The organism is Bradyrhizobium sp. LTSPM299 (assembly GCF_000938235.1).
Lineage (GTDB): Bacteria > Pseudomonadota > Alphaproteobacteria > Rhizobiales > Xanthobacteraceae > Bradyrhizobium.
Window position 1 is genome coordinate 154,667 of the sequence record NZ_JYMU01000039.1, and the last position, 14,910, is coordinate 169,576.

General features: G+C 63.8%; 16 protein-coding genes. 9 read left to right on the forward strand and 7 right to left on the reverse strand.

The window, feature by feature from the left end:
• The first annotated feature begins 2 nt into the window (after positions 1-2).
• Positions 3-1,349: an omega-aminotransferase AptA gene (gene aptA, locus UP10_RS20755; RefSeq protein WP_044589130.1), complete on the forward strand. Its 1,347-nt coding sequence runs from the start codon at positions 3-5 to the stop codon at positions 1,347-1,349.
• A 410-nt stretch (positions 1,350-1,759) separates the two neighbouring features.
• Here the strand turns inward: aptA and UP10_RS20760 are convergent, their stop codons facing one another.
• From UP10_RS20760 to UP10_RS20785, 6 genes are all read right to left on the reverse strand, one after another.
• Entirely contained in the window at positions 1,760-2,026 is a 267-nt protein-coding gene (locus tag UP10_RS20760; protein ID WP_044589131.1) for a hypothetical protein, read from the reverse strand.
• 164 nt (positions 2,027-2,190) lie between these two features.
• On the reverse strand, positions 2,191-2,691 hold the full coding sequence (locus UP10_RS20765) for a c-type cytochrome (protein WP_044589178.1): 501 nt from the start codon (positions 2,689-2,691) through the stop codon (positions 2,191-2,193).
• Positions 2,692-2,722: 31 nt separating this feature from the next.
• Positions 2,723-4,000, reverse strand: coding sequence for a sulfite dehydrogenase (soxC, locus tag UP10_RS20770; protein WP_044589132.1), 1,278 nt, complete (start codon positions 3,998-4,000; stop codon positions 2,723-2,725).
• Positions 4,001-4,084: 84 nt separating this feature from the next.
• On the reverse strand, positions 4,085-5,044 hold the full coding sequence (locus UP10_RS20775; protein ID WP_044589133.1) for a catechol 2,3-dioxygenase: 960 nt from the start codon (positions 5,042-5,044) through the stop codon (positions 4,085-4,087).
• Between the two features lie 177 nt (positions 5,045-5,221).
• Entirely contained in the window at positions 5,222-5,449 is a 228-nt protein-coding gene (locus UP10_RS20780; RefSeq protein WP_156180186.1) for a hypothetical protein, read from the reverse strand.
• A gap of 54 nt (positions 5,450-5,503) precedes the next feature.
• Complete coding sequence (locus UP10_RS20785) at positions 5,504-7,396, reverse strand: EAL domain-containing protein (protein WP_050043760.1); 1,893 nt, start codon at positions 7,394-7,396, stop codon at positions 5,504-5,506.
• Between the two features lie 446 nt (positions 7,397-7,842).
• On the opposite strand from UP10_RS20785, the gene UP10_RS20790 reads away from it, so the two are divergent.
• From UP10_RS20790 to UP10_RS20800, 3 genes are all read left to right on the forward strand, one after another.
• Positions 7,843-9,534 (forward strand): ATP-binding protein, encoded by a 1,692-nt coding sequence (locus UP10_RS20790; protein WP_197086868.1) that lies wholly within the window; start codon positions 7,843-7,845, stop codon positions 9,532-9,534.
• 101 nt (positions 9,535-9,635) lie between these two features.
• The gene (locus tag UP10_RS20795) at positions 9,636-10,214 is read left to right on the forward strand and encodes a peroxidase-related enzyme (RefSeq protein WP_044589181.1); all 579 of its coding nucleotides are present in this window, start codon (positions 9,636-9,638) and stop codon (positions 10,212-10,214) included.
• Positions 10,215-10,225: 11 nt separating this feature from the next.
• A complete protein-coding gene (locus UP10_RS20800; RefSeq protein WP_044589135.1) occupies positions 10,226-10,747 on the forward strand; it encodes an MgtC/SapB family protein in 522 nt (173 codons plus the stop codon).
• On the opposite strand, the gene UP10_RS20805 is transcribed toward UP10_RS20800, so the two are convergent.
• Positions 10,708-11,334, reverse strand: a complete 627-nt coding sequence (locus UP10_RS20805; protein WP_044589136.1) for a ParB-like protein — start codon at positions 11,332-11,334, stop codon at positions 10,708-10,710. The genes UP10_RS20800 and UP10_RS20805 overlap by 40 nt on opposite strands.
• A 92-nt stretch (positions 11,335-11,426) precedes the next feature.
• Here UP10_RS20805 and UP10_RS20810 point away from each other — a divergent pair, with 92 nt between their 5' ends.
• The 5 genes from UP10_RS20810 (at position 11,427) to UP10_RS20830 (ending at position 14,907) form a co-directional block, all read left to right on the forward strand.
• Positions 11,427-12,308 carry an ion channel gene (locus UP10_RS20810; RefSeq protein ID WP_044589182.1) on the forward strand — a complete coding sequence of 294 codons (882 nt, stop codon included), beginning with the start codon at positions 11,427-11,429 and terminating at the stop codon, positions 12,306-12,308.
• 86 nt (positions 12,309-12,394) lie between these two features.
• Positions 12,395-12,736: a hypothetical protein gene (locus tag UP10_RS20815; RefSeq protein ID WP_044589183.1), complete on the forward strand. Its 342-nt coding sequence runs from the start codon at positions 12,395-12,397 to the stop codon at positions 12,734-12,736.
• A gap of 181 nt (positions 12,737-12,917) precedes the next feature.
• The gene (locus UP10_RS20820; protein ID WP_044589184.1) at positions 12,918-13,217 is read left to right on the forward strand and encodes an acyl carrier protein; all 300 of its coding nucleotides are present in this window, start codon (positions 12,918-12,920) and stop codon (positions 13,215-13,217) included.
• 9 nt (positions 13,218-13,226) lie between these two features.
• Entirely contained in the window at positions 13,227-13,727 is a 501-nt protein-coding gene (locus tag UP10_RS20825) for a 3-hydroxyacyl-ACP dehydratase FabZ family protein (protein WP_044589137.1), read from the forward strand.
• Positions 13,720-14,907 carry a beta-ketoacyl-ACP synthase gene (locus UP10_RS20830; protein WP_044589138.1) on the forward strand — a complete coding sequence of 396 codons (1,188 nt, stop codon included), beginning with the start codon at positions 13,720-13,722 and terminating at the stop codon, positions 14,905-14,907. Before UP10_RS20825 ends, UP10_RS20830 begins: the two co-directional genes overlap by 8 nt.
• Positions 14,908-14,910: the final 3 nt, after the last annotated feature.

Genomic DNA, 14,910 nt, shown 5'->3' on the forward strand with positions numbered 1-14,910 from the left:
TCATGCATACACCGCACGCCGCGACGTCGAACACGCCCCTCACCCGCGAGGCACTGGAGCCTTTCTGGATGCCGATGACGCCCAATCGTCAATTCAAGTCCAGCCCGCGCCTGTTCACCGGCGCCGAGGGCATGCACTACACCACGCAGGACGGGCGGCGCATTCTTGACGGCATGGCCGGGCTCTGGTGCGTCAACGCCGGGCACGGCCAGAAGCGGATCGTCGAGGCGATCCAGACCCAGGCCGCGAAGCTCGATTTCGTCTCCTCATTCCAGATGAGCCACCCGGCCGCATTCGAGCTCGCCGGACGCATCACCGAGATCACGCCTGAAGGCCTCGACCATGTGTTCTTCACCAATTCCGGTTCGGAGTCGGTCGACACCGCGCTCAAGATCGCCCGCGGCTATCACCGCGCGCGCGGCGAAGCGAGCCGCATCCGCTTCATCTCGCGCATGAAAGCCTATCACGGCATGGGCTGGGGCGGCCTGTCGGTCAGCGGCCTCTCCCGCCATCGCCGCGATTTCGGCCCGCTGCTGCCCGAAGTCGACCACCTCTCGCACACGCATGATCCCGAGCACGCGGCGTTCTCGCGCGGGCAACCGGCATGGGGCGCACATTTCGCCGACGAGCTGGAGAAGCTGCTGCTGATCCACGATCCCTCGACGGTTGCGGCCGTGATCGTCGAACCCGTCACCGGCTCAGGCGGCGTCTTCCCGCCGCCGGTCGGTTATCTCGAGCGGCTGCGCAAGATCTGCGACCAGCACGGCATCCTGCTGATCTTCGACGAGGTGATCACCGGCTTCGGACGGCTCGGCGCGCCGTTCGCGGCCAACGCCCTCGGCGTGACGCCTGACCTCATCACCTGCGCCAAGGGCATGACCAACGCCGCTGTGCCGATGGGTGGCGTCATCACCAGCGGCAAGGTTTATCAGGCGCTGATGAATGGCCCGGAAAACACCGTCGAGCTGTTCCACGGCTACACCTATTCGGCGCATCCGCTGGCCTGCGCAGCGGGGCTTGCCGCGCTCGACGTCTATCAGGATCTCGGCCTGTTCGACCGCGCGCGGCAGATCGCATCGGTCTGGGAGACCGCGGCCCATGCGCTGAGAGACGCGCCTTACGTCACCGACATCCGGAATATCGGCCTGCTGGCGGCGATCGATCTCAAGCCGCGCGACGGCGCGCCGGGTGCGCGTGGCCCAGAGTGCGCCAATCGCTGCTACGACGATGGCATCCTGATCCGCGCCGCCGGCGACACGTTGATGATCTCTCCGCCATTGATCATCACGGAAGACCAGATCGTGACGATCTTCGCGGCGATCCGCCGCGCGCTGGATGCGATCGAGTAAAGCTTCGGCTCGCAACGGAAGCCAAGTGAGGGCAAACGAAATGCAAAGCTCGGACAAACCATGTCGCGAGAATGTAAAATTGCGCCCCACATCACGCTGTCATCACCCGGCCTGTGCGCAATTGCGCACATGGACCGGGCGACCCAGTACGCCGCGGCCCATCGGCTCAATCATGAACGTCTCTGGAATACTGGATCGCCCGGTCGAGCCGGCGACGACAGCGAATATGCTGATTGACATGTTGAATCAGGCTAGCCCCGTCATTGCGAGCGAAGCGAGGCAATCCATCGCACCGCATATGCGGAACGATGGATTGCTTCGTCGCTATCGCTCCTCGCGATGACGGGGCCATGGCCGTGCAACAAACTCACTGCCGCCCCTGCGGAACTTTCGCGAGGACGACGATGATGTTAACGCGCGCCCCGTCTCCTACCCACGCGCGGTCCTGTGGCCGACGGCGTCGCCGAGGGCATGGCCCCGTAGGCGTTAACAGCCTCGCCGCGGTGCTCGGTAGCCAATTGCTGCGCACCCCATGGCGTGAGGGCGCCGCCATTGATCGCGCTGCGCCCGGGATTCTGGGCGTCGAATGCCGCAGGCTCCGAGATCTGGGCCGCGGCAGGTGTGAACGCCACTCCCAATAGCAGCACGGCTGCTGCAACCACCTTGAGTCCGGTCATATGACATCTCCGATGCGTCGATTGAAAACCGCCCGAGGACAGCGCTGCTGCCCCCGTTCACATCAAGGATCGATCGGGTGAGACGGAAATTCCGGCCGCAGGGAGACACCGGATCACAATGCTGCGACGTGGCCGCGGCGACGCATCGCCGCCGCGACGCGCCCTCAGTGGTCATGCACGTCCGGCCGCGGGTCGCTGACGAAGCCGTCGCGGTTCGGCATCTTGACGGCGGCGAGCGACTTGGCATCGAGCACCGCGTTGGCCGGAACGACGCCGTTGAGGCTGAGGATGTAGGCGGACACCGCGTAGACGTCCTCATTGCCCAGGGATTGCGGCGCGTTCTGCGGCATCGCACGTCGGATGTAGTCGAACAGCGTCGGGGCGTAAGGCCAGTAGCTGCCGACGGTGCGGACCGGCTTCGGGCTCGCCAGCGTGCCCTGTCCGCCGACCAGGCGGTCGCCGACGCCGCCCTGCCCGTTGTCGCCATGGCACGCCGCGCATTGCTCGCTGAACACGACGCGGCCACGCTCGACGCTGCCGCTGCCGGGCGGCAGGTTGGAGCCGTCGCGGCCGATATCGATGTTCCAGCCGGCAATCTCCGCAGGCGTTGCCGGGCGGCCAATGCCGTAGCGTTCCTCCGCGTGTGCCGCGACGACGACTGTCATGAGCGTGCTGGTCAGAAGCGCAGTTGCGAGGTCAAGCCTGGCCATTGCTCACCTCGCCGTTCGAATCGATCCGCCACGGCCAGATCGCGTTGTTATGATAGAACGAGTTGAGCCCACGCACCGCGACGAGCTCCGCGAGAGTCGGTTGCATGTAGCCGGTCTCGTCGATGGCGCGGCTCTGGATCAGCGCAGGACTGCCGTCCCAATGCCAGGGAAAACGAAAGCGAGTGAGCGCGCGCGTCAGCACCGGCTCCTGCAGCGCCGCATCCTGCCAGCTCTTGCCGCCATCGACCGAGACCTCCACGCGCTTGATCCTGCCGCGGCCGCTCCAGGCCAGCCCGGTGATCTCGTGAAAGCCCTGCGTGGTCAGCTTCTGCCCGCCGGAGGGCCGCGTGATGATCGACTTCGCTTCCATGGTAAAGGTGAATTCGCGCGAGGTGCCGTCCGGCATCGGGTCGGTGTATTTCGAGGTCTCCTCGCGCGAATAAGCGGGCTCGGCCGTGACCTTGAGCCGGCGCAGCCATTTCACGTTCATGTTGCCTTCGAAACCGGGCAGCAGCAGGCGCAGCGGATAACCCTGCTGCGGACGCAGTCGCTCACCGTTCTGGCTGTAGACCAGCATGGCGTCATCGAGGCACTTCTCGATCGGGATGCTGCGCGTCAGCGCGGCGGCATCGGCGCCCTCGGCCACGATCCATTTGGCGCCCGGCTGCAAGCCGGCCTCATCCAGCACCGTCTTCAGCGGCACGCCGGTCCATTCGGCGCAGCTGACGAGGCCGACGAGATCGGACGCCGTCTTGCCATAGGGCTTGGTGTAGACCGGATTGCCGGAGCACTCGATGAAGTGGATACGCGACTGCGACGGAAATCGGCGGATGTCCTCCATCGTGAACACCAGCGGGCGGTCGACCATGCCGTGCAGCATCAGCCGGTGCTCGGCCGGATCAATTGTCGGCACGCCGCCATGGTGACGCTCGTAGAACAGGCCGTTCGGCGTGATGATACCGTCGAGCTCCTGCAACGGCGTGCGGCCCGAGGCCGAAATATATTGCGGCAACGTCTTCGAGATGTTCTTGACGACGCCCTTCTCGTGGACCGATGGCGCGCCGTAAGGCTGGCTTCCCATCGAATCGCCCGGCGCCTTCATCCATTCAGGCACGTTGGGTGGGAGATTGCTGTCGGATCCGGCGAGTGCATTTGTGCCAGCGAGACCTGCTATCGCAGAACCGCTTGCCAAGGCAGCACCCGCCTGAAGGAAATGCCTGCGAGACGCCTCTCGCACGCGCTTGTCCGTCGCCTGTTCACTCATCGACGTTTTCCTCTGACGTTCGTCTCAGTGCAACCTAGCACCAAACGCCCGAGGCCTCGCAACGATCCAAAGCGCGGCGTACGATCAACTGCCCGCGACTGGCGGCGTACCATGAGTGTGGAACGACTCGATCGTCTTCAACCCCCAGGCCTGTCCCTTCTTGCGCTCCTCCTCGGTCCACACGATCGGCTTCCAGTCCGGCGCGAGGATCAGCCGCGCGCCGGCATTGGCGACCTCGACGCGGTTACCGCCGGGCTCGTAGACATAGAGGAAGAAGGTCTGCTGGATGGCGTGCTTGTGCGGCCCGGTCTCGATATGCACGCCGTGCTCCAGGAAGATATCGGCGGCGCGCAAAATCTCCTCGCGGCTGTCGAGCGCGTAGGTGACGTGGTGGAAGCGGCCGGTCTTGCCGTAATGGTCGCGCGTGTAGGCGAAGTCGTAGCTCTTGTTCGACATCGTCATCCACATCGCCGCTTCGGTGCCGTCATTCAACACGATCTGCTCGGTGGTTCGGCATCCCAGATAGTTTTCGAAAAAGAGACGGTTGGCCTTGATGTCGACCGCGAGGCAGTTGAGATGGTCGAGCCGGCGGACATTAACGCCGCGCGCCGGGAAGCGCTGCGCCTGGTTCTTCAGCGCCGGCTTCAGCTCGGCCGGGGCCTGGTACCACTCGGTCTCGTAATAGAGCTCGATGACATGGCCGTCCGGATCGCGGCAGCGGAATGCCGGGCCCTGCCCCATATCGCCGTCGACCCAACCGATCTCAAAACCGGAGCCCTTCAGCGCGGCGACGCGGCGCTCCAGCGCCTGCTGGCTGCGGGCGCGCAGCGCCATGTGCTCCATGCCCGACGTTGTCGACGCCGTGAGCTTGAGCGAATAGCGCTCGTAGTCGTCCCAGCCTCGCAGGTAGACCGACTCGTCCTTCCGGCCACTGACGGTCATGCCCATGACGTCGACGAAAAATGCCAGGCTCTCGTCCGGCTTTGGCGTCAGTAGCTCCATGTGCCCGAGATGGGCGAGGTCGAGGATCGGTTCCGGTTGCATGGGGCAATCTCCTTCCGCGGCGGCGCCAAACGGACGTGGCAAGCCATCGCTCGGGCGGGCAGACGCGTCGCGCACCTATTTGTACTACTGTACAAGAGATTAGGTCCCGTCAACAAATTATTGGGTTGGCGACGGTGGCTGAAGGGATTGGAGCCCGTGAAGGATTGGGGCCCGCGCTCAGCCCCGCGACATCATGATGGGCGCCGGTGCGTATGGCCGGAACGCGGTCGCCGACATCGTCAGCGCGACGGCGAGCGCGCACACCACGCAAAGCTTCATGCGCGCCGTCCGATGGTCGGTCATTGGCAGCACGAAGAAGAACGCCATCGCAAGAACCAGAACCGCGTTGACGAAATAGTACATGGCGGAGCCCTCTTGTTGCGCGGATACAAGATGGCGGGCCATCGCACGATATTCCGTGGCCAATATCACATTGTCAGGAACGGCCGCAGCCGACCGTCAGGCGACCGATGCGGTCTTCTCGCGATGCGACGACAGCAGCTTGCGGATGTCGGCCGCCGGGACCGGACGGCTGAACAGATAGCCCTGCATCTCGGTGCAGCCGAGAGTGCGCAGCAGGTTGCGCTGCTGCTCGGTCTCGACGCCCTCGGCGGTGGTGGTCATATCGCTGGCGGCGGCGATGTTCACGACGGCCTGGACGATCGTGGACGATGCGCCCGTGCTGGCGAGATCCTTGATGAAGGCGCGATCGATCTTGATCTTGTCGAACGGGAAGCGCTGCAGATAGCTCAGCGAGGAGTAGCCGGTGCCGAAATCGTCGAGCGCGATGCGCACCCCGAGGTCGCGCAACTGATGCAGGATATCGAGCGCGGCCTCGTCGTCGCGGATCAGCACCGCCTCGGTGATCTCGAGTTCGAGGCGCGACGCCGCAAGCCCCGATGCCGCGAGTGCGGCGGCGACGTGCAGCGCGAGGGTCTCGCTCTTGAACTGGATCGGGGACACGTTGACCGCGATGCTGACGTGATCCGGCCAGTTCACCGCTTCCCTGCAGGCGGTGTTGAGCACCCAGTGGCCGAGATCGTTGATCAGGCCGGTATCCTCGGCAACCGGAATGAAATCGGCGGGCGAGATCATGCCGCGTTCGGGATGACGCCAGCGCAGCAGTGCTTCGCAACAGCTGACCGTGCCGTCCTCGAGATGCAGCAGTGGCTGATAGTGAAGTTCGAAGCTGCTGTCGGCGATCGCCTGGCGCAGCTCGTGCTCCAGGCTGCGTCGCGCCTTGGCGCGCGCGTCCATGCCGGCCTCGAAGAACCGGTAGGTGCGGCGGCCGTCGCTCTTCGCCCCGTAAAGGGCGAGGTCGGCGTTGCGCAGCAATTGGTCGATATCGAGACCGTCGCCGGGAGCGAGCGCGATGCCGATGCTTGCATCGGTGGCGATCAGGTGTCCGTTGCAGTCGATCGGCTGGCGGATGGTCTGATAGATCGCGGCAAGCAGCTGCATGGTTTCGGTGTGGCTGCGGATTGCGGTCTGGATCACGGCAAACTCGTCGCCGCCGAGCCTTGCCGCGACATCGGCATCCCCAAGGCAGGAGCGCAGGCGATCGGCGATCGCCTTGAGCAGCGCATCACCGACCGGATGGCCGAGCGCGTCGTTGACGCTCTTGAATTCGTCGATGTCGATATACATCACGGCCAGTTGCTCGCCCGGCCGGATCGCCTTCAGCGCCTGCGACAGCCGTTCGCGGAACAGCACGCGGTTCGGCAGATCGGTCAACGCATCATAGTGCGCCATATGGGCGATCTTCTCGTCGGCGCGGGTGCGTTCCGTGATGTCCTCGATCGTCGCCACCCATCCGCCCTGCGGCAGCGGCTTGTTGACGATCTCGATCGCGCGCCCACCGGGCGCCTCCGTGAGCTGACGCGTTCCCTTGCCAAGCGCCACATTGCGGATGATGGCATCACAGAACTCGTCGACGTCGCCATCGAACGAGCCGGTCTCCTGGCGGTGCGCGATCAGCCGCTGCATCGTGCAGCCCGGCTGGGCCACGTCGGACGAGAGGCCGAACATGTCGACGTAGGGCTGGTTGCAGATGATGATGCGCGCCGATGCGTCGTAGAGAACCAGCCCCTGCGGAATGTTGTTCACGGCGGTCGAGAGGTTACGACGCTCGATCGCGAGTCGCTGGTCCGAGACCTGATGCCGCTTCAGCACCAGGACGACAATGACGGCCAGGATCACGACGGCTGCCGTCAGCAGGCCCTCGCGCACGCTCCAGCCCGCCGTGGCACTTCCGAGCAGGCTGCCCACCAACATGCCTGCGCAGAAGGCAAGCCCCTTGGTCGAGCCATTGTCGGCATTCCCAGACGATGGATTGCGGTCTTCGATGCTCACGCTGATCTCTCCCCGAGCGCGGCATCGTTACGCGGCACAAATGGAAAGGGCGTTACAACACGCAGTTAGCAATCGGTTACACGATACCACGAGACAGAGCGTGGAAAATCCGCCCGGCATCCGGTGATTAACGATCAGGCAGGTGCTCTCCTTCGACATGGTAAATTCCGCGTTAACAGAAGAACGGCGAAACCATCGTGGTCCGTGCCGGAAAGCGACGATTTCAGCGCCGAAGCGTGGCAGCCCGGCGCCTTGCCGCGCTTGAAGAACAAATCCTGACCCGGAAGGTACAGATTTAGCCGATCCGGAACCGCAGCGATTTAACGGTTTTTGCAGCCCCGCCGCGTCATATTAGTCCGGACATTTCTCAGAACAGCCAGGCTGGAAACGTGACATCCTTCGGACGTGTGATCTCTGTGCGCGGCTCGCAGGCCCGGGTCGGGCTGATGGCCGCCGGCCAGATGCCGCTCTCGGAAGTACGTGCGACCGTCGGCCGGTTCGTCAGCATCCGCTGCACAACCTCGGTGATCGTCGCCATGATCACCGAAGTGTCGTGTGAGGACCTGCACGCGTCAGACACCTACGTCGCAACCGCCTCGGTCGATCTGCTCGGCGAAATCCTCGGCGGCGCACGGCACAAGTTTCAGCGCGGCGTCACCAATTATCCGACCATCGGCGACGGCGTCGAGCTGATCACCAGTGAGGAGCTGCGCACGGTGTACGCACCGAGCGGCTCGGACCAGATCAATGTCGGGACGCTGCAGCAGGACCCCTCGATCATCGCCTATGTTGACGTCGAGGAAATGCTCTCCAAGCATTTCGCGGTGCTCGGCTCGACCGGCGTCGGCAAATCGACCGGCGTATCGCTGCTGCTCAACGAGATCCTGAAGTCGCGACCGAGCCTGCGCATCTTCCTGCTCGACGTGCACAACGAATACGGCCGCTGCTTCGGCGAACGCGCCCAGGTGCTCAACCCGCGGAACCTGAAGCTGCCGTTCTGGCTGTTCAACTTCGAAGAGATCGTCGACGTGCTGTTCGGCGGCCGCCCCGGCGTCCCCGAAGAGCTCGACATCCTCGCCGAAGTGATTCCGATGGCGAAGGGCCTCTATACCCAGTACCAGAATTCCGACCGCGTCGGCCTCGGGCTGAAGCGCGTCGATCCCAGACAGATCGGCTACACCGTCGACACGCCGGTGCCCTATCGCCTCGTCGACCTGATCTCGCTGATCGACGAGCGCATGGGCAAGCTGGAGAACCGCTCCTCGCGCATCATCTATCACAAGCTGATGTCGCGCATCGATGCGGTCCGCAACGATCCGCGCTACGCTTTCATGTTCGACAACGCCAATGTCGGCGGCGACACCATGGCGGAAGTGATCAGCTACCTGTTCCGCCTGCCCGCCAACGGCAAGCCGATGACCATCATGCAGCTCGCCGGCTTCCCCGCCGAAGTGGTCGACTCCGTGGTGTCGGTGCTGTGCCGCATGGCATTCGATTTCGGCCTGTGGAGCGACGGCGTCTCGCCGATGCTGTTCGTCTGCGAGGAGGCGCACCGCTACGCCTCCGCGGACCGCAACATCGGATTCGGGCCGACCCGCAAAGCGGTGTCGCGGATCGCCAAGGAAGGCCGCAAATACGGCGTCTATCTCGGCCTCATCACCCAGCGTCCGGCCGAGCTCGACGCGACCATCATCTCTCAGTGCAACACGCTGTTCACGATGCGCCTTGCCAACGACCGCGACCAGGCGCTGCTGCGCTCCGCGGTGTCGGACGCCGCCGCCAATCTGCTTTCCTTCGTCCCCTCGCTCGGCACCCGCGAGGTGCTGGCCTTCGGCGAAGGCGTAGCGCTGCCGACGCGGCTGCGCTTCAAGGAGGTGCCGCCGCACCAACTGCCGCGCGGCGAAGCTACCATCGCCACGGTGCCGTCGGTCACCGCCGGCCATGACATGCACTTCGTCAGCGCCGTGCTGGAACGCTGGCGGGGCGCGACCTCGCATCGCGACAGCACAGCCAACGACCCCGGCATCAACGACCGCCCGCCGCCGCGCCCGATGGCTCCCGCGGAAGCGCCGATGCTGCAGCCCTCACTGGGGCTCGATCCGGATCGCTTCTCGCTGTTGAAGAAGCCGCTGCGCTAGAGCATCCCGGCAAGCCGCGCGCGACGTGCCTTGCGCCGAATCCGTCATCCATTATGGTTTCGCCCGACGCCGCGTCCCTCGCGGCATGCCGGAACCATCTCATGACGCAGCCGACCGCAAAACGCTTTCAGACACCCGCCCTCGACCAACTCCCCGAGGACATCCGCACCCGCATCCTTGCGGTGCAGGAAAAATCCGGCTTCGTGCCGAACGTCTTCCTGTCGCTGGCCTACCGTCCCGATGAGTTTCGCGCGTTCTTCGCCTATCATGACGCGTTGATGGAGAAGGACTCTGGCCTGTCCAAAGCCGAGCGCGAGATGATCGTGGTGGCGACCAGCGCCGCCAATCAATGCCAGTATTGCGTGATCGCCCACGGCGCGATCCTGCGCATCCGCGCCAAGAACCCGCAAGTAGCCGACCAAATCGCGGTCAACTACCGCAAGGCCGACATCACGCCGCGGCAGCGCGCGATGCTCGATTTCGCGATGAAGGTGAGCCGCGCGGCCGAGGAGGTCTCCGAGGCCGATTTCGCTGCCCTCGCCGCCCACGGCTTCAGCGACGACGACATCTGGGACATTGCAGCGGTGGCAGCGTTCTTCGCGCTGTCGAACCGGATGGCCAATGTCACCGCAATGCGCCCAAACGACGAGTTCTACATGCTCGGACGGCAACCGAAATAGAGGCCGGACCGGTGCACTGGAGCGAGATCACCCTGCGCCTCGGCGCAGCCACACTGGCCGGAGGCGCGATCGGGCTCGACCGCGACTTGCGCGGCAAGCCGATCGGCCTGAAGACGCTCGGCCTTGTCAGCCTGTCGACCACAACGGTCGTCCTCCTTGCCTTGCAGGCCGCCGACCCCGGCAAATTCACGGATGCAGCCAGCCGCGTGATCCAGGGTGTGCTGACAGGCATTGGATTTCTGGGTGCCGGCGTGATCGTCCGGCATGGCGACCGCATGCAGGTCCGCGGCCTGACCAGCGCCGCCTGCGCCTTCTTCGCGGCCTGCGTCGGGATCGTCTGCGGCGCGGGACATTGGCCTATCGTCGCGACCGCGCTGGTGCTGGCGTTCCTGCTCCTGACCTTCGGCAACCCAATCGAGCGATGGCTACATCGCACGCTGGGCGGCAAGCATGATCCGGGCAAGGTCGATCAAGAGCCGCGAACCGAGCCTGATCAATCGTCCGAAGCCGGCCCGCACCAACCGGGCAGATAGGTCGCGTTCGGGCCGCGTCCCAGCGCAAGCCCCTTCTCGAGTGCCTTGGCGAAATTGTTCTCCACCATCTTGCGCGGGATGTGCCGGCGCAGGAAATCCGCCCACAGGAATTCGCTGAACGGCGTCGTGTCCTTGGCGAAGCCGCCGGCCCGGCGCATCTCGCCGGCGAGGCTGCGGAACGGATCGTCCTTGAGGTCCTTGATCGATCTCGGAATGTCCTTGAAATGGCAACGGTCGCCCTTGGAGTTGTAGGGATAGACCCAGCGCTTGTTGTCCATCACGCCCCAGAACACGTCACGCTCGACCATCGTAAGGTCGCCGATCACAGTGACCAGGATGTCCTTGACGCCCTCCTCGTGCAGCGCCCGCGCCATGTGATGGTGATCGACCACGTAGTAGCGATCGTCGGGGCCATGGACCACCGGGATCATGTGCTTGCCCAGGAGTTCAGCGCGCTTCTTGCTCGAAGAATGCTCGCGCCAGCGCTTCCGCTTCTCCTTCACCTCGTGCATGCCGACCGTCATCTGGGTCGGCCGCAGCGACAGGATGGGGACCGGCTTGACATAGGGTTCGCGCGTATGGGCCATGATCCTAAGCTCCCGTTTGACTGCCGCTCTGCAATAAGTTCCATTATGACATGATGTCGCAAGCCGGCGAAAGTGCCCGGTTGAAGAACGGAATGGCCGGAAAAGCAAACGATCGAAAGAAAGCCCGCATGGTCCGCCTCGGCAACCGCGAGGTCGTGACCGAGGGACTGGAGCTCAGTTTTTGGGCCGATATCAGCCATCGCTGCATGACAGCGTCGTGGCCCGCCTTTATTGGCGGTGCAGCATTGGTGTTCATCGTCTTCAATGCCTTCTTCGCGCTGCTCTATTGGGTCGGCAATCAGCCGATCGCCAACGTGCCCGGCGGCCAGTACATCGACTACCTCTATTTCAGCATTGAAACACTCTCCACCGCCGGCTACGGCGACATGCATCCGCAAACGCATTACGGACACTTCGTTGCGGCCGTCGAACTGTTCACCGGCATCTTCTCGATGTCGTTGATGACCGGGCTGGTCTTCGCGCGCTTCTCGCGACCGAGCGCTCGCCTGCTGTTTGCCGACAATCCCGTGATCTCGAATCATGAAGGCCAGCTGACGCTGATGATCCGTCTCGCCAATGAGCGGCACAACATCATCGCCAATGCCACCGCGCGGCTATGGCTGTTCAAGAACGGTGTCAGCAAGGAAGGCATGGCGTATCGCCGGTTCTACGAACTGCCGCTGATCCGCAGCGAAAGCCCGGCGCTGGCGCTGAGCTGGACGCTGTTTCATGTCATCGACCAGGCCAGCCCGCTCCATGGCCTCGACGCAGCGGACCTGGAGGCCATCAATGCCGGGCTCGGCCTCATCGTTTCAGGCTATGACGACGTTGCAGCGCAAAATGTACATGCACGAACATCGTATGAATATTCCGATATCCGCATCGGGCATCGCTACGCCGAGATCCTCCAGGCAACCGACGACGGTCGCCTCAGGATCGACTACAGCCGATTCCACGAGACGTTCGAGGGATGAATACCACCTCTGCGCGCACCAATATTTTAGTGTGACGCGCAGCGAACATGCTAAACAAGTCTGGCGACGCGACCGGACTGACAGCAGTGAAAACGCAGCGGCCAATCACCTCGGATAGTGAGCACGTGGTGCTCAAATTCCGGCCGCGTACCTCGGCACAGCCACCCGGCAAGCGCGAGGAGCCGATCCGCTCGGCCCGTCCCGCGCCGGTCGCCAATGACCTTTCCCGTTACGACAAGCCGCGCGACGAGCCAGACGATTTCCGCCAGCGCATGCTCGCCAACATCGCCGCCTTCGCCTTTACCGTGGCACTGACCGCGATCGGTATCTGGCTCGCCATGAGCATCGCCGACCTGCGCAAGACCCAGGACTGCTTGCAGATGGGGCGCCGCGACTGCGCAAAGATTTCAGTGATGCCGCGCAGCTAGGCCAGTCGGAACCCTGCTCAAAAACCGCCCTCGGCGGCCCGGCCAAGCTCCATTGAACTAACGGCCCTGCTCCGATATACGGGCACTCGACTCCGGCAGGGGGAATTGGGTATTCCGGGGCAACGCGCCCGCCTCCTCCAAGCCGTCCCGGATTTATCTCCATTATATCAAAGGCTTAATGATGTCTTCCACCTACGATCAGATCGCCAATATCATCGCGGAGACCTGCGACATTCCGCGCGACACGATCAAGCCGGAGAGCCACGCCATCGACGATCTGGGAATCGACAGCCTCGACTTCCTCGACATCGCCTTTGCCATCGACAAGGCCTTTGGAATCAAGATGCCGCTCGAAAAATGGACCCAGGAGGTCAACGACGGCAAGGCGACGACGGAGCAGTACTTCGTGTTGAAGAACCTTGCCGACCGGATCGACGAGCTGGTCGCGGCCAAGAACGCAAGCGCGGGTACGAGCTCGTAATCGCCAGCCATGGACCTCGACTATTTCAGGCTGATCGATCGCATCGTCGACCTCAATCTCGACGCCAAGACGATCACGGTCGAAGCACAGGTTCCTACCGCGCACACCATCTTCGAGGGGCATTTTCCAGGCTTTCCGATCATGCCCGGCGTATTGTTGACCGAATCGATGGCGCAGAGTTCGGGATGGCTCCTGCTCGGGCTGTTGAAGTTCGAGCGCATGCCGTTCCTGGCGATCGTGAAGGAAGCCAAGATGCGCGGCTTCGTCAGTCCCGGCCAGTTGCTGACGATCGACGCGAAGCTCGAGCACGAAGGTTCTGGCTTTGCCGTCACGAAGGTCAAGGGCCGCGTCGGCAAGGAGTTGAAGTGCAGCGCTGAACTCACCTTCGGGCTTTCTCCGTTCCCCGATCCCGCCTTCCGCGTCCACATGGATGCGATGGCCGAGAAAATTGGCTTCCCGCTGCACGCAATGCCCCAAGAATGCCCCAAGGCTGAAACTGAAAATGGCTGAACCAAAAGAAGTCTGGATCACCGGAATCGGCCTGCTCTCCTCGCTTGGCGAGGGGCTGGACGCGCATTGGGAGGCGCTCGGCGCCAAGCGTGTCAATGTCGACGAGACGCGCCTTGCGCCCTACGTCATCCATCCGATCGCCCCGATCAGCTTCGACGCGCAGATCCCGAAGAAGGGTGATCAGCGCCAAATGGAGACATGGCAGCGCATCGGCACCTATGCTGCCGGCCTTGCGCTCGATTCTGCCGGCGTCAAAGGCAATCAGGAGGTGCTGTCGCGGATGGACATGATCATCGCGGCCGGCGGCGGCGAGCGTGATCTCAAGGTCGACCTGGCGATCATGAACGCCGACGCGCAGGGCAACTCACAGCCCGGCTTCCTCAACGAGAAGTTGATGAACGAGCTGCGCCCGACGCTGTTCCTGGCGCAACTCTCCAACTTGCTCGCCGGCAATATCGCGATCGTTCACGGCGTCTGCGGGACCTCGCGGACCTTCATGGGCGAGGAAGCTTCGAGCATCGACGCTGCGCGCATCGCCGTCGCCCGCATCGGGGCCGGCCAGAGCGACATCGCGCTGGTTGGCGCCGCCCATAATGGCGATCGCGGCGACCTCCTGATGCTCTATCAATTCGGCAACTTCAGCCTGAAGGGCCAGTATGCGCCGGTCTGGGCCCGCAAGGACGGTCCGGGCTTCGCGCTCGGCTCCGTCGGTGCGTTCCTGGTGATGGAGTCGCGCGAGCATGCCGAGGCCCGCGGCGCGAAGCCGTATGCCAAGCTGACCAAGGTGGTCGCCGATCTCGCCAAGCGCAAGCAGCCCGGAGCGGTGACAAAGTCGCTGGAGGCGATGTGGCCGCAGCTCGGTGTCAGCGACGACGATGGCGTCTTGATCACCGGCGCGACCGGCGCCGAACCGGCTACCTCCGAAGAGCGCGCCTTCCTGGGCGAACATCCCGGACTTGCTGTGCGCGCCAGCGGCACGACGTTCGGCCACACGGTCGAGGCGCAGTTTCCACTCGGGCTTGCGCTGGCGGCGCTATCGATCTCGCGCGGGGCGCTTTATCCGGCCAACGACCCGACCGGGTTCGAGGTTGAAAAGACCGGGGCGCCAACCCAGATTGTGGTGACGGGGGTCGGTCACTGGCAGGGCGAAGGTATGGCCCTGGTCGAGGCCGTAAAGTAAGTC